Origin of the sequence: Streptomyces sp. NPDC059906 (genome assembly GCF_042730645.1) — a bacterium.
Taxonomy (GTDB): domain Bacteria; phylum Actinomycetota; class Actinomycetes; order Streptomycetales; family Streptomycetaceae; genus Streptomyces; species Streptomyces rubrogriseus.
The window spans coordinates 1-22137 of record NZ_JBHWKU010000047.1 but is presented as its reverse complement, the minus strand read 5'-3'; the positions used below and the strand labels follow the sequence as shown (position 1 = coordinate 22137).

The following is a 22137-nucleotide window of genomic DNA, read 5'->3' as shown; positions in this document are numbered from 1 at the left end:
CGGAGGGCTTCGCTACCCCCGGGCATCGTCCACAGTTTCGTCACGGCCAACATAGGCGACCGGCGGGTGGCCTGTCCGCATCCCGCACGACCGAACTTTCGCTGATGAGGGTCAGGATTTCGTGACGGTCGCCTTGTTGATCACGACCGTCGCGTTGGGCGCGGTGTTGCCGGTCGTGGGGTCCGCGGGCTGGGCTCCCGCGGAGGCGATCTTCTTCAGTACGGCCATGCCCTCCTTCGACACGGTGCCGAACGGGGTGTAGCTCGGGGGCAGCTGGCTGTCCTGGTACACGAGGAAGAACTGGCTGCCGCCCGAGTCCGGCTGACCGGTGTTCGCCATCGCCACCGTGCCGGCCGGGTACACGTTGTCCTTGAGGCTCTTGTCCTTCAGGTTCTCGTCCGGGATGTTGTAGCCGGGACCGCCGTTGCCCTGGGCCGTGGGGTCGCCGCACTGGAGCACGTAGATGCCCTCGGTGGTGAGCCGGTGACACTTGGTGTGGTCGAAGTAGCCCTTGCCGGCCAGGAAGTCGAACGAGTTGACGGTGTGCGGTGCCGCCTTCGCCTTGAGCGCGATGTCGATGTCGCCGCAGGTGGTGGCCAGCTTCATCGTGTACTTCGCCGACTTGTCGACGGTCTGCGCGGGCTCCTTCTTCCAGGTCTGCGTCTTGACCTTGCCCTCGGCCGGCTTGTCGCACGGGTCCGGCGCCTTGCTGGGCGCCGAGGCGCTCGGAGTGACCTCCGCGCCCGCGTTCGTCTTGTCGTCGTCGTCCCCCAGGACCACGCCGGTCGTGTACAGCGCGACACTGCCGATCAGAATCACGCCGAGCACCGACGCTATAGCGGCGTTGCGCATGCGTGCCTTGCGTCGCGCGGAGGTGCGTCGCTGCTGCTGCCGCAAGAACTTCTCCCGGGCGAGCTGACGCCGCCGCTGCTCCTGGGTGACCACCGGGTTCTCTCCTCATGCGTCTTCGTGTGCCGACCGGTACGCGTGGGTGCGATGAGCCGACCGTGGGCGTGTAGCCCCGTACCGTATATGGGTTCGCTGAGGAATCGGCACCGCCGGTAGGCTCTGACCATGGGCGCGACCCGTTCGCAAGCCCACCCGTACCGACCCAAACGAAGGACGATCGTGCTCATTGCCGGGTTCCCCGCCGGTGCCTGGGGGACGAATTGCTATCTCGTCGCCCCCGCCGCCGGTGAGGAGTGCGTGATCATCGACCCGGGCCACCAGGCGGCCCCCGGAGTCGAGGACGCGATCCGCAAGCATCGGCTCAAGCCCGTCGCCGTCGTCCTCACCCACGGCCACATCGACCACGTCGCCTCGGTCGTCCCGGTGTGCGGCGCCCACGACGTGCCCGCCTGGATCCACCCCGAGGACCGCTTCATGATGAGCGACCCCGAGAAGGGGATCGGCCGCAGCATCGGCATGCCGCTCATGGGCGAGCTGACCGTGGGGGAGCCGGACGACGTCAAGGAGCTGACCGACGGCGCGCGGCTGGCGCTGGCGGGCATGGAACTGACCGTCGCGCACGCCCCGGGCCATACCAAGGGGTCGGTGACCTTCGGCCTGCCCGAGGCGGCGGACATCCCGCCGGTCATGTTCTCGGGCGACCTGCTGTTCGCCGGCTCCATCGGACGCACCGACTTCCCCGGTGGCTCCATGGACGACATGCTCGAGTCCCTGGCACGCGTGTGCCTGCCGCTCGACGACTCGACCGTGGTGCTCTCCGGACACGGCCCCCAGACGACCATCGGCCAGGAACGCGCCACCAACCCGTATCTGCGGCAGGTGGCCGCCGGCCAGGGCGCATCGGACGCGCCCCGACGAGGAATGTGACGAGACCTTCCGTGAGCACCTTCAAGGCCCCCAAGGGCACGTACGACCTGCTGCCGCCCGACTCCGCCAAGTTCCTGGCCGTCCGCGAGGCGATCGCCGCCCCGCTGCGCAACTCCGGCTACGGCTACATCGAGACGCCCGGCTTCGAGAACGTCGAGCTGTTCGCGCGCGGTGTCGGCGAGTCCACCGACATCGTGACCAAGGAGATGTACGTCTTCGAGACCAAGGGCGGCGACCGGCTCGCCCTGCGCCCGGAGACCACCGCCCCCGTGCTGCGCGCGGTCCTGGAGGCCAACCTGCACAAGGCGGGCAACCTGCCGGTGAAGGTCTGGTACTCGGGCTCGCAGTACCGCTACGAGCGCCCCCAGAAGGGCCGTTACCGCCACTTCTCCCAGGTCGGCGCCGAGGCGATCGGTGCCGAGGACCCGGCCCTGGACGCCGAACTGATCATCCTGGCCGACCAGTCGTACCGCGCACTCGGCCTGCGGGACTTCCGCATCCTGCTCAACTCCCTGGGCGACCAGGAGTGCCGTCCCGTCTACCGGGCCGCGCTCCAGGACTTCCTGCGGGGGCTCGACCTGGACGAGGAGACCCTGCGCCGCGCGGAGATCAATCCGCTGCGCGTCCTGGACGACAAGCGCCCGGACGTGCAGAAGCAGCTCACCGACGCCCCGCTGCTGCGCGACTACCTGTGCGACGCCTGCAAGGCGTACCACGAGGAGGTGCGCTCTCTACTGGTGGCGCAAGGCGTGGCCTTTGAGGACGACACCAAGCTGGTGCGCGGCCTGGACTACTACACGCGCACGACGTTCGAGTTCGTCCACGACGGCCTCGGCTCCCAGTCCGCGGTGGGCGGCGGCGGCCGCTACGACGGCCTGTCCGAGATGATCGGCGGCCCCTCGCTGCCCTCGGTCGGCTGGGCCCTCGGCGTCGACCGCACCGTCCTCGCCCTGGAGGCGGAGGGCATCGAACTGGACATCCCGTCCGCCACCTCCGTCTTCGCGGTCCCGCTGGGGGAGGAGGCCCGCCGGATCCTGTTCGCCAAGGTCACCGAGCTGCGCAAGAACGGCGTCGCCGCCGACTTCTCCTACGGCGGCAAGGGCCTCAAGGCCGCGATGAAGGCGGCCAACCGCTCCGGAGCCCGCTACACCCTGGTCCTGGGCGAGCGGGACCTCGCCGAGGGCGTCGTCCAGCTCAAGGACATGGAGTCCGGCGAGCAGACCGCGATCGGCGTCAACGAGATCGTGGCGGAGTTGGAGTCGAGGCTCGGCTAGCGGGACGACCCCCTTCAGGGGCACGCGTTTTCGCTCGCGCGTGCCCCTGGGGAACGGGTGGTGGCCCAAACGCGCCGCTCCGGAGTGATCGTTGATCCGTTCATAGGCTCATCGAACGGTGCCCCTACAGGCTTGTGCGGCACAATGGCCCCTGCCCGAAGCAGGTCCCACTCCCCAGTGACGGAATCGGCGTGATGAGCAAGACGACAGTGAAGGACGTCTCCACCGTGGCAGAGTCCGCGCCGGACGGCAGCACCCGCGCCCCGCGCACCGAGGGCGGCAGCCGGGCGCTCGCGCTGCTGCTGGTGATCACGGGCGCGGCCGGCCTGCTCGCCGCGTGGGTCATCACGATCGACAAGCAGAAGATCCTCGAGGCCAAGGTCGCAGGCACGACGTTCACGCCCGGCTGCAGCCTCAACCCGGTCGTCTCCTGCGGCAACATCATGGAGAGCGACCAGGCCTCGGTCTTCGGCTTCCCCAACCCGATGCTCGGCCTCGTCGCCTACGGCATCGTCATCTGCGTCGGCATGAGTCTGCTCGCCCGTGCCACCTACCCGCGCTGGTACTGGCTGACCTTCAACGCCGGCTGCCTGTTCGGCGTCGCGTTCGTCTCGTGGCTGCAGTTCCAGTCCCTGTACCGGATCAACTCGCTGTGCCTGTGGTGCTGCCTGGCCTGGGTCGCCACGATCCTGATGTTCTGGTACGTGACGTCCTTCAACGTCCGCAAGGGCTTCCTGCCCGCGCCGGGCTGGCTGCGCGGCTTCTTCGGCGAGTTCACCTGGGTCCTGCCGGTGCTGCACATCGGCATCATCGGCATGATGATCCTCACCCGCTGGTGGGACTTCTGGACCAGCTGACCGGCCTTTCGCGCGGGCGGGCCCACCGGGCCCGCCGCGTTGTCGGTGCGGTCATTTAGGGTTCAAGGCGTGGAGCCCGATCTGTTCACCGCCGCAGCCGAAGAACGCCAGGAGAAGGACCCGACCGGCAGCCCCCTCGCCGTGCGGATGCGTCCGCGCACCCTCGACGAGGTCGTCGGCCAGCAGCACCTGCTCAAGCCCGGATCCCCCCTGCGCCGCCTGGTCGGCGAGGGCGCGTCCGGTCCGGCGGGGCCCTCGTCGGTCATCCTCTGGGGCCCGCCGGGCACCGGCAAGACCACCCTGGCGTACGTCGTCTCCAAGGCCACCAACAAGCGCTTCGTGGAGCTGTCGGCGATCACCGCGGGCGTCAAGGAGGTCCGCGCGGTCATCGACGGCGCCCGCCGCGCGGTCGGCGGGTACGGCAAGGAGACCGTCCTCTTCCTCGACGAGATCCACCGCTTCAGCAAGGCCCAGCAGGACTCCCTGCTCCCGGCCGTGGAGAACCGCTGGGTCACCCTGATCGCCGCCACCACCGAGAACCCGTACTTCTCGGTGATCTCCCCGCTGCTCTCCCGCTCCCTCCTGCTCACCCTCGAACCCCTCACCGACGACGACGTCCGGGACCTGCTGCGCCGCGCCCTGACCGACGAGCGCGGTCTCAAGGGCGCCGTCACCCTGCCCGAGGACACCGAGGAGCACCTCCTGCGCATCGCCGGCGGCGACGCCCGGCGCGCGCTCACCGCGCTGGAGGCCGCCGCCGGGGCCGCGCTCGACAAGGGCGAGGCGGAGATCGGGCTGACCACGCTGGAGGAGACGGTCGACCGGGCCGCGGTGAAGTACGACCGCGACGGCGACCAGCACTACGACGTCGCCAGCGCCCTGATCAAGTCCATCCGCGGGTCCGACGTGGACGCCGCCCTGCACTACCTGGCCCGGATGATCGAGGCCGGCGAGGACCCCCGCTTCATCGCCCGGCGCCTGATGATCTCGGCCAGCGAGGACATCGGCCTGGCCGATCCGAACGCGCTGCAGATCGCCGTCGCCGCCGCCCAGGCCGTCGCCATGATCGGCTTCCCCGAGGCCGCCCTCACTCTCAGCCACGCCACCATCGCCCTGGCGCTGGCCCCCAAGTCCAACGCCGCGACCACCGCCATCGGCGCCGCCCTGGACGACGTGCGCAAGGGGCACACCGGACCGGTCCCGGCCCACCTGCGCGACAGCCACTACAAGGGCGCGGGCAAGCTCGGACACGGGCAGGGCTACGTGTACCCGCACGACCTGCCCGAGGGCATCGCCGCCCAGCAGTACGCCCCGGACGGCCTCAAGGACCGGACGTACTACACGCCGACCCGGCACGGCGCCGAGGCCCGGTACGCGGACGCCGTGGAGTGGACCCGCGGGCACCTCGGTCGCAAGCCGTCCTGAGCAGCCTGTAGAATCCCTCGCAGTGCCGTGTCCCGTGCAGTCAGAACGGGACGACCGGCCGGAACCCTCACGGGTTCCAGGAGCGTCGCGCACCGTCGATGGTGTCGCGGGCAGCCCACCACCACCCGGGGACCCGGGAGCGGTCGGTGGGCCACTCGCGTGCTGCACGTATGTGCCCAGACCAGGGAGCGGCTGCCCGGCAGGTCCCGAGCGGACCCGGCGGGTTTCCCCGGCTGCGGATGCGACCTCCCTCAACCCTGACAAGCCGGAAACCCAGAAAAGAGACACAGACAGTGGCGAACCAGCCCCGCCCCAAGGTCAAGAAGTCGCGTGCCCTCGGCATCGCGCTGACCCCGAAGGCCGTCAAGTACTTCGAGGCCCGCCCCTACCCGCCGGGTGAGCACGGCCGCGGCCGCAAGCAGAACTCGGACTACAAGGTCCGTCTGCTCGAGAAGCAGCGTCTGCGCGCGCAGTACGACCTCAGCGAGCGTCAGCTCGTCCGCGCCTACGAGCGTGCCTCCAAGACCAACATGAAGACCGGCGAGGCCCTGGTCATCGAGCTGGAGCGCCGTCTCGACGCGCTGGTCCTGCGTTCGGGCATCGCCCGCACGATCTACCAGGCCCGTCAGATGGTCGTCCACGGCCACATCCAGGTCAACGGCCAGAAGGTCGACAAGCCGTCCTTCCGCGTCCGTCCGGACGACGTGGTGCAGGTGCGCGAGCGCTCCAAGGAGAAGACGCTCTTCACCATCGCCCGCGAGGGCGGCTTCGCCCCCGACGGCGAGACCCCGCGCTACCTCCAGGTGAACCTCAAGGCCCTGGCGTTCCGCCTGGACCGCGAGCCGAACCGCAAGGAGATCCCGGTGATCTGCGACGAGCAGCTCGTCGTCGAGTACTACGCCCGCTGATCCAGCGGAAACGCTGAACGAGCAGGCGCAGTACCAGCGGTACCTCAGCCCGCCGTCTCCCCGCCCTTCCGGGTGGGCGAGGCGGCGGGCTTCGCCGTCCGGGCGCCCGCCGGAGCCCGCCGCACGGCCGTCGGGCGCGGTGCCGGCAGCGAGGCCCTCGCCCCGGGCCGGCGCAGGGCCCGCGCCACCGCCTCCCGGCGCCCGAGCCGCGCCCCGTGCCGCACGCACTCCTCGTACCGCTCGTCGCCCAGCTGCTCCCGGGCCGCCGCCTCGCACAGCTCGTGCGGCGCGTTGTAGTGCGCCGAGCCGAACAGCGGCAGCCCCACCGACGGCCACATCCGCCCCGCCGCGCCCTGCAGCACCGCCGCCTCCGCCGCGTCGCCCTCCGCCACCGTGACCAGGGCCAGCAGCTCCACCGCCAGCACCGAGCCCAGCTGGTCGCGGAAGCGGTGCGCACTGCCCAGGCAGTCGGCCAGCAGCTCGCGGGCGCGCACCTGCTCACCGTCGCTCCAGGCCGCGTAGGCGAGGACGTACAGGGCGTACCCGCGGGCCCAGCGCTCGCCGTGGTCCTCGCACACCTGGCGCACGTCCTCGCACAGGCGCACCGCGTCCGGCAGATCGCCCTGGAAGGCCCGGGTCATCGCCAGCTCCACCTGGCCCATCAGCACGTTGCTGTTCAGCTCGCCGATCTCCCGGTAGCGGTGCAGCGCGGAGCGCAGCAGCGTCTCCGCGCGCGGCATGTCGTCCGTCACCAGCGCCAGACAGCCGGTGCGGTGCTCCGCGTACGCCACCGCCGTGGGATTCGCCGAGCGCTCCGCCTCCTCGCGGCACTCCTGCAGTGCCGCGAGTGCCGGCACCGTGTCGCCCTGGAGGATCGCCACGTAGGCGAGCACCCACAGCGCCTTCAGCCGGGACTGCTCGCCGGCCGTCGGCTCCGCGTCCAGCCGCACCGCCTGCTCCAGCCAGTGCCGCCCCTCCGACAGCCGTCCGCAGCCCACCCAGTGGAACCACAGGGCGCCCGCCAGGTACTGGCCCAGGTGCGCGCCGTCCGGTTCGTCCAGGCAGTGCTCCAGGGCGCTGCGCAGGTTGGGCAGCTCGGCGTCCACCCGCGCGGCGACCTCGCCCTGGCGCGGCGAGAACCACTCCAGCTCGCACCAGGTCGCCAGGCCCACGTACCAGTCCCGGTGCCGCCGCCGCAGCCGGTCCGCGTCCCCCGTCGCCGCCAGCCAGTCGGCCCCGTACGCCCGTACCGTGTCGAGCATCCGGTAGCGCACCCCGGCCGGGGACTCCTCGCGGGTCAGCACGGACTGGGAGAGCAGGGCGGAGAGCACGTCGAGCACGTCGTCGGCCGGCATCCCGCCCCCGCTGCACACGTACTCGGCGGCCTCCAGGTCGAACGGCCCGGCGAACACCGAGAGCCGCGCCCACAGCAGCCGCTCCGGCGGTGTGCACAGCTCGTGGCTCCAGCCGATCGCCGTGCGCAGCGTCCGGTGCCGGGGCAGCGCGGTGCGGTCCCCGCCCGTCAGCAGCCGGAACCGGTCGTCGAGGCGGCGCAGCACCTGCCCCGGCGACAGCGCGTCCAGGCGCCCCGCCGCCAGCTCGATCGCCAGCGGGATGCCGTCAAGACGCCGGCACAGCTCGCGCACCTCCCGCTGGTCCGCGTCCGGGTCCGCGTCGTGGCCGCAGGTGACGCTCCGCTGCCCGGCCCGGACCGTCAGCAGCTCCACCGCCTCCTCCGTGCCCAGCGGCGCCAGCGGAACCAGCCGCTCGCCGGCCACCCCCAGCGGTCTGCGCCCCACGGCCAGCACCCTGAGCCCCGGAGCACGGCCCAGCAGCTCGGTCACCAGCGCCGCACAGGCGTCCACCAGGTGCTCGACCCCGTCCAGGAGCAGCAGCAGCTCCCGCTCGGCCAGGTGCGCGAGCAGCGTCTCGCGGGGCAGCCGGGTCGTGTGGTCGGTCAGGCCCAGCGCCTCCACGACCGCGTAGTCGACGAACTCCTCGTCCCGCACCGGCGCCAGCTGCACCCGCCACACCCCGTCCCGGGGCGAGCGGCGCGCGGCCGCCCGTGCGGCCAGCCGGGACTTGCCGACGCCGCCGGGCCCGGTGACCGTCACCAGCCGTGCCGAGTCCAGCGCCCCGGCCAGCTCCGCGAGTTCCGTCGCTCTCCCCACGAAGGTGTCGAGCTCCAGGGGTAGATTGCCGTGCGGGATGCCGTCGCGCCGAAGGTCTCGCATAAGACACGGAGCGTACTGAACCGTATTCACTCCGTACAATCGCTTCGCGCAACTCGGCCGTACCGCGCCGCGCGCGACGGTGAATCCGGTACGGAGCCCCGCGCCCGGCGCGATAGGCTCGGTGCACGACTTTCCCGATGTTCAGGCACGTCTTTGAGGGAGCGGGTGCACACAGTGTCCGGTGGCGAGGTGGCCGGGATCCTGGTGGCCGTCTTCTGGGCGATCCTGGTCTCCTTCCTCGCCGTCGCACTGGCGAGGCTGGCCCAGACGCTCAGGACGACCACCAAACTCGTGGCGGACGTGACCGACCAGGCGGTCCCGCTGCTGGCCGACGCCTCGGCGGCGGTGCGCAGCGCGCAGACCCAGATCGACCGGGTCGACGCGATCGCCTCCGACGTCCAGGAGGTCACCTCGAACGCCTCCGCGCTGTCCACCACCGTGGCCTCCACCTTCGGCGGCCCGCTGGTCAAGGTCGCGGCGTTCGGGTACGGCGTGCGCCGGGCACTCGGCGGTCGCAAGGAGGACATGTCCGCCCCGGCCGAACAGGCGCGGCGCACCGTGATCGTGGGCCGTACGCTCCCGGCCGCGCGGCGGACGAAGCGGAAGAAGGGCTGACCGAGCGATGTTCCGCCGTACGTTCTGGTTCGGCACCGGCGTGGCCGCCGGTGTGTGGGCCACCACCAAGGTCAACCGGAAGCTCAAGCAGCTCACCCCCGACAGCCTCGCCGCCACCGCGGCGAACAAGGCGCTCGACGTGGGCACCCGGGTCAGGGACCGCGCGGTGGGTTTCGCACTCGACGTCCGCGACAACATGGCCCAGCGGGAGGCCGAACTGGACGACGCGCTGGGCCTGAAGGCCCCCGTCGACCGTGAACTGCCCGCACTGAGGCACCACGCCGCCATCGAGAACAGCAAGAACCCCGAGTACGTCGTCGACGACAGGACGACGCACTCGTACAACCGGAATGAGGACCACTGATGGAGTCGGCCGAGATTCGTCGCCGCTGGTTGAGCTTCTTCGAGGAGCGCGGTCACACCGTCGTCCCTTCGGCGTCGCTCATCGCGGACGACCCGACTCTGCTCCTCGTCCCGGCCGGCATGGTGCCCTTCAAGCCCTACTTCCTGGGTGAGGTCAAGCCGCCCTTCGACCGCGCCACCAGCGTGCAGAAGTGCGTGCGCACGCCGGACATCGAAGAGGTCGGCAAGACCACCCGGCACGGCACCTTCTTCCAGATGTGCGGCAACTTCTCCTTCGGCGACTACTTCAAGGAAGGCGCCATCAAGTACGCCTGGGAGCTGCTCACCAGCGCCCAGGACAAGGGCGGTTACGGCCTCGACCCCGAGCGCCTGTGGATCACCGTGTACCAGGACGACGACGAGGCCGAGCGCATCTGGCACGACGTCGTGGGCGTGCCGACCGAGCGCATCCAGCGCCTCGGCAAGAAGGACAACTACTGGTCCATGGGCGTCCCCGGCCCCTGCGGCCCCTGCTCCGAGATCAACTACGACCGCGGTCCCGAGTTCGGCGCCGAGGGCGGCCCCGCCGTCAACGACGAGCGGTACGTGGAGATCTGGAACCTCGTCTTCATGCAGTACGAGCGGGGCGAGGGCATCGGCAAGGAGGAGTTCGAGATCCTCGGCGAGCTGCCGAGCAAGAACATCGACACCGGCCTCGGCCTGGAACGCCTCGCCATGATTCTGCAGGGCGTGCAGAACATGTACGAGATCGACACCTCCATGGCCGTCATCGACAAGGCCACCGAACTGACCGGCGTGGCCTACGGCGACGCCCAGGCCTCGGACGTGTCCCTGCGCGTGGTCACCGACCACATGCGCACCTCCGTGATGCTCATCGGTGACGGCGTCACCCCCGGCAACGAGGGCCGCGGCTACGTGCTGCGCCGCATCATGCGCCGCGCCATCCGCAACATGCGCCTGCTCGGCGCCACCGGCCCGGTCGTCAAGGACCTCATCGACGTCGTGATCGGCATGATGGGGCAGCAGTACCCCGAGCTGATCACCGACCGCGAGCGCATCGAGAAGGTCGCCCTCGCCGAGGAGAACGCCTTCCTGAAGACGCTGAAGGCCGGCACCAACATCCTCGACACCGCGGTCAGCGACACCAAGGCCTCCGGCGGCACCGTCCTCGCCGGCGACAAGGCGTTCCTGCTCCACGACACCTGGGGCTTCCCGATCGACCTCACCCTGGAGATGGCCGCCGAGCAGGGGCTGTCCGTGGACGAGGACGGCTTCCGGCGCCTGATGAAGGAGCAGCGGGAGCGCGCCAAGGCCGACGCCCAGGCCAAGAAGACCGGCCACGCCGGTGCCGGTGCCTACCGGGAGATCGCCGACAAGGCCGGCGCCACCGACTTCGTCGGCTACACCGACACCGAGACCGAGTCCACGATCGTCGGCATCCTCGTCGACGGCGCCTCCTCCCCGGCCGCCACCGAGGGCGACGAGGTCGAGATCGTGCTGGACCGCACCCCGTTCTACGCCGAGGGCGGCGGCCAGATCGGCGACACCGGCCGGATCCGGGTCGACACCGGCGCCGTGATCGAGGTCCGCGACTGCCAGAAGCCGGTGCCGGGCGTGTACGTCCACAAGGGCGTCGTCCAGGTCGGCGAGGTCACCGTCGGTGCCAAGGCGCAGGCCTCCATCGACGACCGCCGCCGCAAGGCCATCGCCCGCGCCCACTCCGCGACCCACCTCACCCACCAGGCGCTGCGCGACGCCCTCGGCCCGACGGCCGCGCAGGCCGGTTCCGAGAACCAGCCCGGCCGCTTCCGCTTCGACTTCGGCTCGCCGTCCGCCGTGCCGACGGCCGTGATGACCGACGTCGAGCAGAAGATCAACGAGGTGCTCGCCCGCGACCTGGACGTGCGCGCCGACGTCATGGGCATCGACGAGGCCAAGAAGCAGGGCGCCATCGCCGAGTTCGGCGAGAAGTACGGCGAGCGCGTGCGCGTCGTGACCATCGGCGACTTCTCCAAGGAGCTGTGCGGCGGCACCCACGTGCACAACACCGCCCAACTCGGCCTGGTCAAGCTGCTCGGCGAGTCCTCCATCGGTTCCGGCGTACGCCGCATCGAGGCCCTGGTCGGCGTGGACGCCTACGGCTTCCTCGCCCGCGAGCACACGGTCGTCGCCCAGCTCCAGGAGCTGATCAAGGGCCGTCCGGAGGAGCTCCCGGAGAAGGTCTCCGCCATGCTCGGCAAGCTCAAGGACGCCGAGAAGGAGATCGAGAAGTTCCGCGCGGAGAAGGTCCTCCAGGCCGCCGGCGGCCTCGCCGACTCCGCCAAGGACGTGCGCGGCGTGGCCCTGGTGACCGGTCAGGTCCCCGACGGCACCACCGCCGACGACCTGCGCAAGCTGGTCCTCGACGTGCGCGGCCGCATCCAGGGCGGCCGGGCCGCGGTCGTGGCCCTGTTCACCACGGTGAACGGCAAGCCCCTCACGGTCATCGCCACCAACGAGGCCGCCCGCGAGCGCGGCCTCAAGGCCGGTGACCTGGTGCGCACCGCCGCCAAGACCCTCGGCGGCGGCGGTGGCGGCAAGCCGGACGTCGCCCAGGGCGGCGGCCAGAACGCGGCCGCCATCGGCGACGCCGTCGACGCCGTCGAGCGCCTCGTGGCGGACACCGCCAAGTGAGCACGCCCGAGAACGACCAGGCGGACGGCCCGAAGATGCGCCGCGGCCGCCGCCTGGCCGTCGACGTCGGCGACGCCCGCATCGGGGTCGCGTCCTGCGACCCCGACGGCATCCTCGCCACCCCGGTGGAGACCGTCCCCGGCCGCGACGTCCCGGCGGCGCACCGGCGCCTTCGGCAGCTGGTCGCCGAGTACGAGCCGATCGAGGTCGTCGTCGGCCTCCCCCGCTCCCTCAAGGGGGGCGAGGGCCCGGCCGCCGCCAAGGTCAGGCGCTTCACCCAGGAGCTGGCCAAGGGCATCGCGCCCGTCCCGGTCCGGCTGGTCGACGAACGCATGACGACGGTCACCGCCGGCCAGGGGCTGCGCGCCTCCGGAGTGAAGTCCAAGAAGGGCCGGTCCGTCATCGACCAGGCCGCCGCCGTGATCATCCTCCAGCAGGCCCTGGAATCCGAACGGGTGTCAGGCAGGCCACCCGGCGAGGGCGTCGAAGTGGTCATCTGATCGCGGTACGGTAACGTTCCGCGCGATGCGGAGGCATTCGAACAGCCACCGCACAGCAAGAGGCGGAACGGAAGCGGGCCCTTCGGCAAGGGCCCCGGTCCCCGTCGCCTCGCGGCTCTAGGGGATCGATGACTGAGTATGGCCGGGGCCCAGGCTCCGAACCGTGGCATCCGGAGGACCCGTTGTACGGGGACGGCGGATGGGGCGGACAGCAGGCCCAGACGGGTCAGCAGTCCCCCTACGGCGGCCAGCCGCAGCAGTATCCGGAGCAGCAGGCGCAGCAGGGTTACGGCGACTGGAGCAACGGCGGCCAGTCGTCGTACGGCGGCGGGCAGCCCCAGTACGACCAGTACGGCCACCAGCACCCCGAGCAGCAGTACGACCAGTACGGTCAGCCGTACCCTCAGCAGCAGTACGACCAGCACCAGTACGGTCAGCAGCAGCACGACCAGCAGTACGCGCCCCAGGCCCAGCCGCAGCAGGGCTACGGCAACGACGGCTGGGGCGGCGGCGCACACCCCCAGGCGCAGTACCCGGCCGACCCGTCCGACCCCTACGGACAGCAGGCCGGCGGCTACGGCGCCGAGCAGCCCGACTTCTACGGCACCCCCGAGGCGTACCCGCCGCCGGAGCCGCCCACCCGCAGGCGCGCCGAGCCCGAGCCGCAGCGCACCGACTGGGACCCCGGACCGGACGAGGGGGAGCACGCCTTCTTCGCCGGCGGGGACGCGGACGAGGACGACGACGCGCCGGGTGACGGCCGCGACAGCCGGGAGGACCGCAGAACCAGGGGCGGCGGCAAGCCCAAGAAACGCCGCAGCGGATGCGCCTGCCTGGTGGTCAGCCTGGTGCTCGGCGGCGGCGTGGCAGGCATCGGATATTTCGGCTACCAGTTTTACCAGGATCGTTTCGGCGCGGCCCCGGACTTCGCGGGCGGTGGCAACGGCGAGCAGGTGACCGTCACCATCCCCAAGGGCGCGGGCGGTTCCACGATCGGCCAGGAACTCAAGCGGCAGGGCGTGGTGAAGAGCGTCGACGCGTTCATCGCCGCCCAGCAGAGCAACCCCCGCGGCAAGAGCATCCAGGACGGCGTGTACACGCTCCAGAAGGAGATGTCGGCCGAGAGCGCGGTCGAACTCCTGCTCAGCCCGAAGAGCCGCAGCAACCTGATCATCGCCGAGGGATGGCGGAACGCCCGCATCTTCGAGCTCATCGACAAACGCCTGGAGGTGAAGGCGGGCACCACCGCCAAGGTCGCCAAGTCCGAGTACAAGAGCCTCGGCCTGCCCGACTGGGCGCTGAACCACAAGGACGTCAAGGACCCCCTGGAGGGCTTCCTCTACCCGTCCAGCTACTCGGCGGCCAAGGGCCAGAAGCCCAAGGACGTGCTCAAGCAGATGGTGGCACGTGCCAGCGAGCAGTACGAGAAGATCGGCCTGGAGCAGAAGGCGGAGGGCCTCGGACTCGAAGGCCCGTGGGAGCTGCTCACCGCCGCGAGCCTGGTGCAGGCCGAGGGCAAGACGCACGACGACTTCCGCAAGATGGCGGAGGTCATCTACAACCGGCTCAAGGAGTCCAACACCGAGACGAACCAGGAGCTGCAGTTCGACTCGACGTTCAACTACCTGATGGGCCAGAGCAAGATCCACATCAGCGAGTCCGAGATCAACAGCAACAAGGACCCGTACAACACCTACACCAACAAGGGCCTGCCGCCGGGCCCCATCGGCAACCCCGGCGAAGAGGCCCTGCAGGCGGCGCTCAACCCCACCGAGGACGGCTGGCTCTACTTCGTGGCCACGGACGGCGTGAAGAAGACCGAGTTCGCCAAGACCCACGAAGAGTTCCTGAAGCTGAAGGACAAGTTCGATGCCAGCTCCGGCAACTGACCGGCGCCGGGCCGCCGTACTCGGCTCCCCGATCGCCCACTCCCTCTCCCCGGCGCTGCACCGCGCCGCCTACGCGGAGCTGGGCCTCGCGGACTGGACGTACGACCGCTTCGACGTGGACGAGGCGGCGCTGCCGGGCTTCTTCGCGGGGCTCGGGCCCGAGTGGGCCGGGCTGTCACTCACCATGCCGCTCAAGCGTGCGGTGATCCCGCTGCTCGACTCGGTCAGCGAGACGGCGGCCTCCGTGGACGCGGTGAACACCGTCGTCCTCACCGAGGACGGCCGCAGGACCGGCGACAACACCGACATCCCCGGCATCGTCGCCGCCCTGCGCGAGCACGGCATCGAGAAGGTCGAGTCCGCGGCGATCCTCGGCGCCGGCGCCACCGCGTCCTCCGCGCTCGCCGCGCTGGCCCGGATCTGCACCGGTGAGGTCTCCGTCTACGTCCGCAGCGCGGCGCGCGCCGCGGAGATGCGGGGCTGGGCGGAACGGCTCGGGGTCGACGTACGCCTCGCCGACTGGGCGGACGCCGAGGAGGCACTGCGCGCCCCGCTGGTCGTGGCCACCACCCCGGCCGGTGCCACCGACGCGCTCGCGGCCGCCGTCCCCGAGATGCCCACCACGCTCTTCGACGTGCTCTACGACCCCTGGCCCACCGCGCTCGCCGCCCGCTGGTCGGCGCACGGCGGTGCCGTCGTCAGCGGCCTGGACCTGCTGCTCCACCAGGCAGTGCTCCAGGTGGAGCAGATGACCGGCCGGACGCCCGCACCGCTGGCGGCCATGCGAAAAGCGGGGGAGCACGCGCTCGCGGATCGCTAGGATCCCGTCCCGTTCCGCAGGGGTGGAACGGGAGGGGACGACGATCCATGTACACAGCCGTGCCGCTGGCCTCCGCCAGGACCCAGCTCGCCGTACGGCCAGGGCAGCGGGGCCGACCACCTCGGCCCGTACGCTCAGCCGCGGCGGCAGGAGAGCGGGGCCGGCTTCCTCGGTTCCTGCGCCCCGCCTCGGCAGCAGGGCAACCGTCCCGCCTGACGTCGCCCGGGGCCGTCCGCCTGTCCGTCCGGGCGTCCGGCAAGTGGACCGGCGACCGGGTACGGCGGCCGGACGTGGGAGGATCGGAGGCGGCGGGCCGGGGCCGCGCACCCGGTCGGACCGTCGCGTACGCGAACAAGACGCGTACGTGGGGCATACCGGGGCGCGAGCACTGAGGAGCACCGTTGAGCAGGTTGCGCTGGCTGACCGCGGGGGAGTCCCACGGTCCCGCACTCGTCGCGACGCTGGAGGGGCTGCCCGCCGGTGTGCCGATCACCACGGAGATGGTGGCGGACCACCTGGCCAGGCGGCGGCTCGGTTACGGCCGCGGTGCGCGGATGAAGTTCGAGCGCGACGAGGTGACCTTCCTCGGCGGCGTCCGGCACGGGCTGACCATGGGTTCGCCGGTCGCCGTGATGGTCGGCAACACCGAGTGGCCCAAGTGGGAGCAGGTCATGGCGGCCGACCCGGTGGACCCGGAGGTGCTGGCCGGCCTCGCGCGCAACGCCCCGCTGACCAGGCCGCGCCCCGGCCACGCGGACCTCGCCGGGATGCAGAAGTACGGCTTCGACGAGGCCCGGCCGATCCTGGAGCGCGCCTCGGCCCGTGAGACGGCGGCCCGCGTCGCCCTGGGCGCGGTGGCCCGGTCGTACCTGAAGGAGACGGCCGGCGTCGAGATCGTCAGCCACGTCGTCGAGCTGGCCTCGGCGAAGGCGCCGCGCGGCGGGTACCCGACGCCGGCCGACGTCGAGAGGCTGGACGCCGACCCCGTGCGCTGCCTGGACGCGGACGCGTCGAAGGCGATGGTCGCCGAGATCGACCAGGCCCACAAGGACGGCGACACCCTCGGCGGCGTCGTGGAGGTCCTCGCCTACGGCGTGCCGGTGGGCCTCGGCTCGCACGTCCACTGGGACCGCAAGCTCGACGCGCGGCTCGCGGGCGCCCTGATGGGCATCCAGGCGATCAAGGGCGTCGAGATCGGTGACGGGTTCGAGCTGGCCCGGGTACCCGGTTCCCAGGCGCACGACGAGATCGTGGGCACGCCCGACGGCATCCGCCGCGTCTCGGGCCGTTCCGGCGGCACCGAGGGCGGGCTCACCACCGGTGAGCTGCTGCGGGTGCGTGCGGCGATGAAGCCGATCGCGACGGTGCCGCGCGCCCTGAAGACCGTGGACGTGGCCACCGGCGAGGCCACGCAGGCGCACCACCAGCGCTCCGACGTGTCCGCGGTGCCGGCCGCCGGGATCGTCGCGGAGGCGATGGTGGCGCTGGTCCTCGCGGACGCGGTGGCGGAGAAGTTCGGCGGCGACAGCGTGACCGAGACCCGCCGCAACGTGCGCTCCTACCTCGACCACCTGGCCATCCGATGAGCGGGGGCCCGCTGGTCGTCCTCGTCGGTCCGATGGGCGTCGGCAAGTCCACCGTCGGACAGCTGCTGGCCGAGCGGCTCGGCGCCGTCTTCCGGGACACCGACGAGGACATCGTCACCGGCCGCGGACGGAGCATCGCCGAGATCTTCGTGGACGAGGGCGAGCCGGTCTTCCGCGAGCTGGAGAAGGAGGCCGTGCGGACCGCGCTCGGCGAGCACGACGGCGTCCTCGCCCTCGGCGGCGGCGCGGTCCTCGACGCCGACACGCGCGCGCTGCTCGCCGGGCACCGGGTGGTCTACCTCTCGATGGACGTCGAGGAGGCGGTGCGGCGCACCGGCCTGAACGTGGCGCGCCCACTGCTGACCGTCAACCCGCGCAAGCAGTGGCGCGAGCTGATGGAGGCCCGCCGGCATCTCTACGAGGAGGTCGCCACGGCCGTGGTGGCCACGGACGGCCGCACGCCGGAAGAAGTCACCCGAGCCGCCCTGGAAGCAGTGGAGTTGAAGACTGTATCTCCTGGGGGACAACCCCCGGACCCCCGGCCGGAGGACGCTGTGGTGAACGACGTGACAAGGATCGAGATCGGCGGCACCGCGGGGTCCGAGCCCTACGAGGTCCTGGTGGGCCGTCAGCTCCTGGGTGAGCTGGGCTCTCTGATCGGGGCGAGGGCGAAGCGGGTCGCGGTGATCCACCCCGAGGCGCTCGCCGAGACCGGTGACGCACTGCGCGCCGACCTCGCCGGGCAGGGCTACGAGGCGATCGCGATCCAGGTGCCCAACGCCGAGGAGGCCAAGACCGCCGAGGTCGCCGCGTACTGCTGGAAGGCGCTGGGCCAGTCCGGGTTCACCCGCACCGACGTCATCGTCGGGGTCGGCGGCGGCGCCAGCACCGACCTGGCCGGGTTCGTGGCCGCGACCTGGCTGCGCGGGGTGCGCTGGATCGCCGTCCCCACCACCGTGCTGGCCATGGTGGACGCGGCCGTCGGCGGCAAGACCGGCATCAACACGGCCGAGGGCAAGAACCTGGTCGGCTCCTTCCACCCGCCGGCGGGTGTCCTGTGCGACCTGGCCGCCCTGGACTCGCTGCCGGTCAACGACTACGTCTCCGGACTGGCAGAGGTGATCAAGGCCGGTTTCATCGCCGATCCCTCGATCCTGGACCTGATCGAGTCCGACCCGCAGGCCGCGCGGACCCCGGCCGGTCCGCACACCGCCGAGCTGATCGTGCGCTCCATCAAGGTCAAGGCCGAGGTCGTCTCGTCCGACCTGAAGGAAGCGGGCCTGAGGGAGATCCTGAACTACGGCCACACCCTCGGCCACGCCATCGAGAAGAACGAGCGCTACAAGTGGCGCCACGGCGCCGCCGTGTCGGTCGGCATGCACTTCGCCGCCGAACTGGGCCGCCTGGCCGGGCGGCTGGACGACGCCACCGCCGACCGCCACCGCAGCATCCTCGAAGCGGTCGGCCTGCCGCTGCACTACCGCTACGACCAGTGGCCCAAGCTGGTCGAGAACATGAAGGTCGACAAGAAGTCCCGCGGCGACCTGCTGCGGTTCATCGTCCTGGACGGCCTCGCCAGGCCCACCGTGCTGGAGGGCCCCGACCCGGCCGTCCTCCTCGCCGCCTACGGCGAGGTGGGCGAGTAGTACCCCGGTGCGCGGTTCCGCCCGATTCGCCGGGCGGCACGGGCACTTCGGGCCGCTCCCGGCCGTTCACCAAACGACGGCCGGGGGCGGTACCGTTCGGTAGCACGACGGCGGGCCCCCTTCCGCCGTCAGCGCCCATCGCCTGTACGAGACGGAGTGGCACCGGATGCAGCACCCCGTGGGTTCTCCGCTGCCGCCGCCCCATCAGCCGGGGCACGGACCGGTCCCCGGCTGGTCCCCGGCCGCACACCACCCCGGCCCGCCCCAGGGACCCGCCCCCGTGCCCCCTCCGGCGCCGGGGTACCCCATGGCACCGCGCCAGACCCCGGCCCCGCAGCCGGGTCCCGTCCCGGCTTCGCACCCGGGTCCCGGCCCGGCCCCGCACCAGCCCGCGTCCGCCCCGGCTTCGCATCAGCCCGCGTCCGCCCCGCACCAGCCGGCTCCCGGACCGCCCGCGCCGGACACCACCGGCCACGTACCGCTGCCGCCCGGCGGTCCGGTGGCCGTGCCCAGCGTGCCGCCCGCCACGGCCGCCGCGCCCGACCCCACCACGACCACGCTCGCGGTGCTGCTCATCGGCCCCGCGGGCGCGGGCAAGACCAGTGTGGCCAAGTACTGGGCGGACCACCGCCGGGTCCCCACCGCGCACATCAGCCTCGACGACGTGCGCGAGTGGGTCCGCTCCGGCTTCGCCGACCCCCAGACCGGGTGGAACGAGCACTCGGAGGCGCAGTACCGCCTCGCCCGCCGCACCTGCGGCTTCTCCGCGCGCAACTTCCTCGCCAACGGCATCTCCTGCATCCTCGACGACGCGGTCTTCCCGGACCGCCCCGTCGTCGGCCTCGGCGGCTGGAAGCGGCACGTCGGCCCCGGCCTGCTCCCCGTCGTCCTCCTGCCGGGCCTGGACATCGTCCTGGAGCGCAACGCCGAACGCAGCGGCAACCGGCGCCTCACCGACGAGGAGGTCGCCCGCATCCACGGCCGCATGGCCGGCTGGTACGGCTCCGGCCTCCCCATCATCGACAACTCCCAACTCGACATCCCGGACACCGCCCACCTCCTGGACGAGGTCCTCTCCCGCTCGATAGCCAGCCCCCCGAACTGGTAAGCGCCCCGTAGGGGCGCGGGGAACTGCGCGAGCAACCCCCACCGGCGTTCGGACGCCACACGACACAAGGCCCCACCCCGACAGGCGCACCCCGCATCCCCGGGCCCCGCCCACTCGGCCCACCCAAGCGGCACACCCACCGGCGGAGCCATACGCTCGGCTCATGTCAGAGGTCTACGCGGCCCGCCGGACGCGCCTACGGGAACGCTGCAACGCGGGCGGCAGCGCGGCGGCGCTCGTCTCCCGGCCCGCCAACGTGCGCTATCTCGCGGGCGCCGCCCCGCATGGCGCCGTGCTGCTCCTCGGCAGGACCGAGGACCTGCTGGTCTGCTCGGGCCCGCCGGACGACCGGCCGACGCAGGGCCGCCCCGACGAGTCGCTGCCGGTGCGTGCGCTGCCCGGCCCCGGCGGGGATCCCGCCGTCGCGGCCACCGGCCTCGCCGCGGACCAGGGCGCCGAGTCCCTCGCCACCGAGGACCACCACCTGACCGTGGTCCGGCACCGCGCCATGCGCTCGGTCGCGCCGGCGCTGCGCCTGACCGACCTCGGCCAGGCCGTCGAGCAGTTGAGGGTGGTCAAGGACGAGGAGGAGATCTCCTGCCTGCGCATCGGCGCCGAGATCGCCGACCAGGCGCTCGGCGAGCTCCTGGAGTCCATCCTGGTCGGCCGCACCGAGCGGCACCTCGCCCTGGAGCTGGAACGCCGCCTCGTCGACCACGGCGCCGACGGCCCCGCCTTCCCCACCTCCGTCGGCACCGGACCCAACTCGGGGCGCCGCGGTCACCGGCCCACCGACCGGCGGGTGGAGGAGGGCGACTTCCTCTCCGTGTGCCTCGGCGCGACGTACCGCGGCTACCGCTGCGAGATCGGCCGTACGTTCGTCATCGGCACCTCGCCGGCCGACTGGCAGATCGAGTTGTACGACCTCGTCTTCTCGGCCCAGCGCGCCGGACGGGAGGCCCTCGCACCCGGCGCCGCCTGCCGCGACGTGGACCGCGCGGCCCGCCAGCCACTGGACTCCGCGGGGTACGCGGAGCACCTTCCGGCACTCACCGGGCACGGTGTCGGACTCGAAATCGACGAGGACCCTCAGTTGGCCCCCGCGGCCATGGGTAAACTGGACGCTTGTGTGCCGGTCACCGTCGAACCGGGGGTTCACCTCCCGGGCCGGGGCGGGGTCCGGATCGATGACACGCTCGTCGTGCGCCCCGAGGCGGACGGCGGACCCGAGCTACTCACCATCACGACCAAGGAGCTGCTCGCGCTCTAGCCTCGCGCTGTGCGTACGCTCCCGGGTCGTCCACGTCAGTCCAGTCCAGGAGATTCCGCAACCGTGGCTTCCACGAACGACCTCAAGAACGGCCTGGTGCTCAAGCTCGAAGGCGGCCAGCTCTGGTCCGTCGTCGAGTTCCAGCACGTCAAGCCCGGCAAGGGCCCGGCCTTCGTGCGCACCAAGCTGAAGAACGTGCTTTCCGGCAAGGTGGTCGACAAGACCTTCAACGCCGGCGTCAAGGTCGAGACGGCCACTGTCGACAAGCGTGACATGCAGTTCTCGTACATGGACGGCGACTACTTCGTCTTCATGGACATGGAGACGTACGACCAGCTGATGATCGACCGCAAGGTCGTCGGCGACGCCGCCAACTTCCTCATCGAGGGCTTCGAGGCCACCGTCGCGCAGCACGAGGGCGAGGTGCTCTTCGTCGAGCTGCCGGCCGCCGTCGAGCTGACCATCCAGGAGACCGAGCCCGGCGTCCAGGGTGACCGCTCCACCGGCGGCACCAAGCCCGCCACCCTGGAGACCGGTCACCAGATCAACGTCCCGCTCTTCATCACCACCGGTGAGAAGATCAAGGTCGACACCCGCGACAGCAGCTACCTCGGCCGGGTGAACAGCTAACCGTGGCTGCTCGCAACACGGCCCGCAAGCGCGCCTTCCAGATCCTCTTCGAGGGCGATCAGCGCGGCGCCGACGTCCTGACGGTGCTCGCCGACTGGGTCCGGCACTCCCGGTCCGACACCCGGCAGCCGCCGGTGAGCGAGTACACGATGGAGCTGGTGGAGGGCTACGCCGGCCGGGCGGAGCGCATCGACGAGCTGATCGCCCAGTACTCGGTCGACTGGACGCTCGACCGGATGCCGGTCGTCGACCGCAACATCCTGCGCCTGGGCGCGTACGAGCTGCTGTGGGTCGACGCGACCCCGGACGCCGTCGTCCTGGACGAGATGGTGCAGCTGGCGAAGGAGTTCTCCACCGACGAGTCGCCCGCGTTCATCAACGGGCTGCTGGGCCGGCTGAAGGAACTGAAGCCCTCGCTGCGCCGGGAGTAGCTCCACGAGCCGTGCCCGCGCCGCACACACGCAAGAAACCGCCGGGGTGGCCGGAACCGCATGGTTCCGGCC

19 protein-coding genes are annotated in these 22137 nt (G+C 71.5%); 17 read left to right on the top strand and 2 right to left on the bottom strand.

Annotation, left to right across the window (positions count from 1 at the left end):
* Positions 1–111: 111 nt before the first annotated feature.
* Positions 112–945: a peptidylprolyl isomerase gene (locus ACFV9J_RS37950; protein ID WP_385362386.1), complete on the bottom strand. Its 834-nt coding sequence runs from the start codon at positions 943–945 to the stop codon at positions 112–114.
* A gap of 183 nt (positions 946–1128) precedes the next feature.
* Between ACFV9J_RS37950 and ACFV9J_RS37945 the strand changes: the two genes are divergently transcribed.
* The 5 genes from ACFV9J_RS37945 (at position 1129) to rpsD (ending at position 6300) form a co-directional block, all read left to right on the top strand.
* Positions 1129–1836, top strand: a complete 708-nt coding sequence (locus ACFV9J_RS37945; RefSeq protein ID WP_385362384.1) for an MBL fold metallo-hydrolase — start codon at positions 1129–1131, stop codon at positions 1834–1836.
* A gap of 11 nt (positions 1837–1847) precedes the next feature.
* On the top strand, positions 1848–3110 hold the full coding sequence (gene hisS / locus ACFV9J_RS37940; protein ID WP_385362382.1) for a histidine--tRNA ligase: 1263 nt from the start codon (positions 1848–1850) through the stop codon (positions 3108–3110).
* A 194-nt stretch (positions 3111–3304) separates the two neighbouring features.
* Positions 3305–3967, top strand: a complete 663-nt coding sequence (locus tag ACFV9J_RS37935; RefSeq protein ID WP_385362381.1) for a vitamin K epoxide reductase family protein — start codon at positions 3305–3307, stop codon at positions 3965–3967.
* Positions 3968–4036: 69 nt separating this feature from the next.
* Complete coding sequence (locus ACFV9J_RS37930) at positions 4037–5392, top strand: replication-associated recombination protein A (protein ID WP_356866815.1); 1356 nt, start codon at positions 4037–4039, stop codon at positions 5390–5392.
* A gap of 293 nt (positions 5393–5685) precedes the next feature.
* Positions 5686–6300, top strand: coding sequence for a 30S ribosomal protein S4 (gene rpsD, locus ACFV9J_RS37925; RefSeq protein WP_003977321.1), 615 nt, complete (start codon positions 5686–5688; stop codon positions 6298–6300).
* Between the two features lie 44 nt (positions 6301–6344).
* Here rpsD and ACFV9J_RS37920 read toward each other — a convergent pair whose 3' ends face one another.
* On the bottom strand, positions 6345–8534 hold the full coding sequence (locus ACFV9J_RS37920; RefSeq protein ID WP_385362378.1) for an ATP-binding protein: 2190 nt from the start codon (positions 8532–8534) through the stop codon (positions 6345–6347).
* 165 nt (positions 8535–8699) lie between these two features.
* Here ACFV9J_RS37920 and ACFV9J_RS37915 point away from each other — a divergent pair, with 165 nt between their 5' ends.
* The 12 genes from ACFV9J_RS37915 (at position 8700) to nusB (ending at position 22065) form a co-directional block, all read left to right on the top strand.
* Complete coding sequence (locus tag ACFV9J_RS37915) at positions 8700–9149, top strand: DUF948 domain-containing protein (protein WP_333749611.1); 450 nt, start codon at positions 8700–8702, stop codon at positions 9147–9149.
* A 7-nt stretch (positions 9150–9156) separates the two neighbouring features.
* Positions 9157–9513 (top strand): hypothetical protein, encoded by a 357-nt coding sequence (locus ACFV9J_RS37910; protein ID WP_385362376.1) that lies wholly within the window; start codon positions 9157–9159, stop codon positions 9511–9513.
* Positions 9513–12185 (top strand): alanine--tRNA ligase, encoded by a 2673-nt coding sequence (gene alaS, locus ACFV9J_RS37905; protein ID WP_385362374.1) that lies wholly within the window; start codon positions 9513–9515, stop codon positions 12183–12185. The genes ACFV9J_RS37910 and alaS overlap by 1 nt, the downstream gene beginning before the upstream one ends.
* Positions 12186–12220: 35 nt before the next feature.
* Entirely contained in the window at positions 12221–12685 is a 465-nt protein-coding gene (ruvX, locus tag ACFV9J_RS37900) for a Holliday junction resolvase RuvX (RefSeq protein WP_385362430.1), read from the top strand.
* 128 nt (positions 12686–12813) lie between these two features.
* Positions 12814–14574, top strand: coding sequence for an endolytic transglycosylase MltG (gene mltG / locus ACFV9J_RS37895; protein WP_385362373.1), 1761 nt, complete (start codon positions 12814–12816; stop codon positions 14572–14574).
* Positions 14555–15394: a shikimate dehydrogenase gene (locus ACFV9J_RS37890; RefSeq protein ID WP_385362371.1), complete on the top strand. Its 840-nt coding sequence runs from the start codon at positions 14555–14557 to the stop codon at positions 15392–15394. Before mltG ends, ACFV9J_RS37890 begins: the two co-directional genes overlap by 20 nt.
* Before the next feature lie 401 nt (positions 15395–15795).
* Positions 15796–16980 (top strand): chorismate synthase, encoded by a 1185-nt coding sequence (gene aroC, locus ACFV9J_RS37885; RefSeq protein WP_385362369.1) that lies wholly within the window; start codon positions 15796–15798, stop codon positions 16978–16980.
* Positions 16977–18626 carry a 3-dehydroquinate synthase gene (gene aroB, locus ACFV9J_RS37880; RefSeq protein WP_385362367.1) on the top strand — a complete coding sequence of 550 codons (1650 nt, stop codon included), beginning with the start codon at positions 16977–16979 and terminating at the stop codon, positions 18624–18626. The genes aroC and aroB overlap by 4 nt, the downstream gene beginning before the upstream one ends.
* Before the next feature lie 166 nt (positions 18627–18792).
* Positions 18793–19734 carry a Pro-rich N-terminal domain-containing protein gene (locus tag ACFV9J_RS37875; protein ID WP_385362365.1) on the top strand — a complete coding sequence of 314 codons (942 nt, stop codon included), beginning with the start codon at positions 18793–18795 and terminating at the stop codon, positions 19732–19734.
* 163 nt (positions 19735–19897) lie between these two features.
* Positions 19898–21004, top strand: coding sequence for an aminopeptidase P family protein (locus ACFV9J_RS37870; protein ID WP_385362364.1), 1107 nt, complete (start codon positions 19898–19900; stop codon positions 21002–21004).
* Between the two features lie 63 nt (positions 21005–21067).
* Positions 21068–21634, top strand: a complete 567-nt coding sequence (gene efp, locus ACFV9J_RS37865) for an elongation factor P (protein ID WP_133888125.1) — start codon at positions 21068–21070, stop codon at positions 21632–21634.
* 2 nt (positions 21635–21636) lie between these two features.
* A complete protein-coding gene (nusB, locus tag ACFV9J_RS37860) occupies positions 21637–22065 on the top strand; it encodes a transcription antitermination factor NusB (protein ID WP_003977336.1) in 429 nt (142 codons plus the stop codon).
* Positions 22066–22137: the final 72 nt, after the last annotated feature.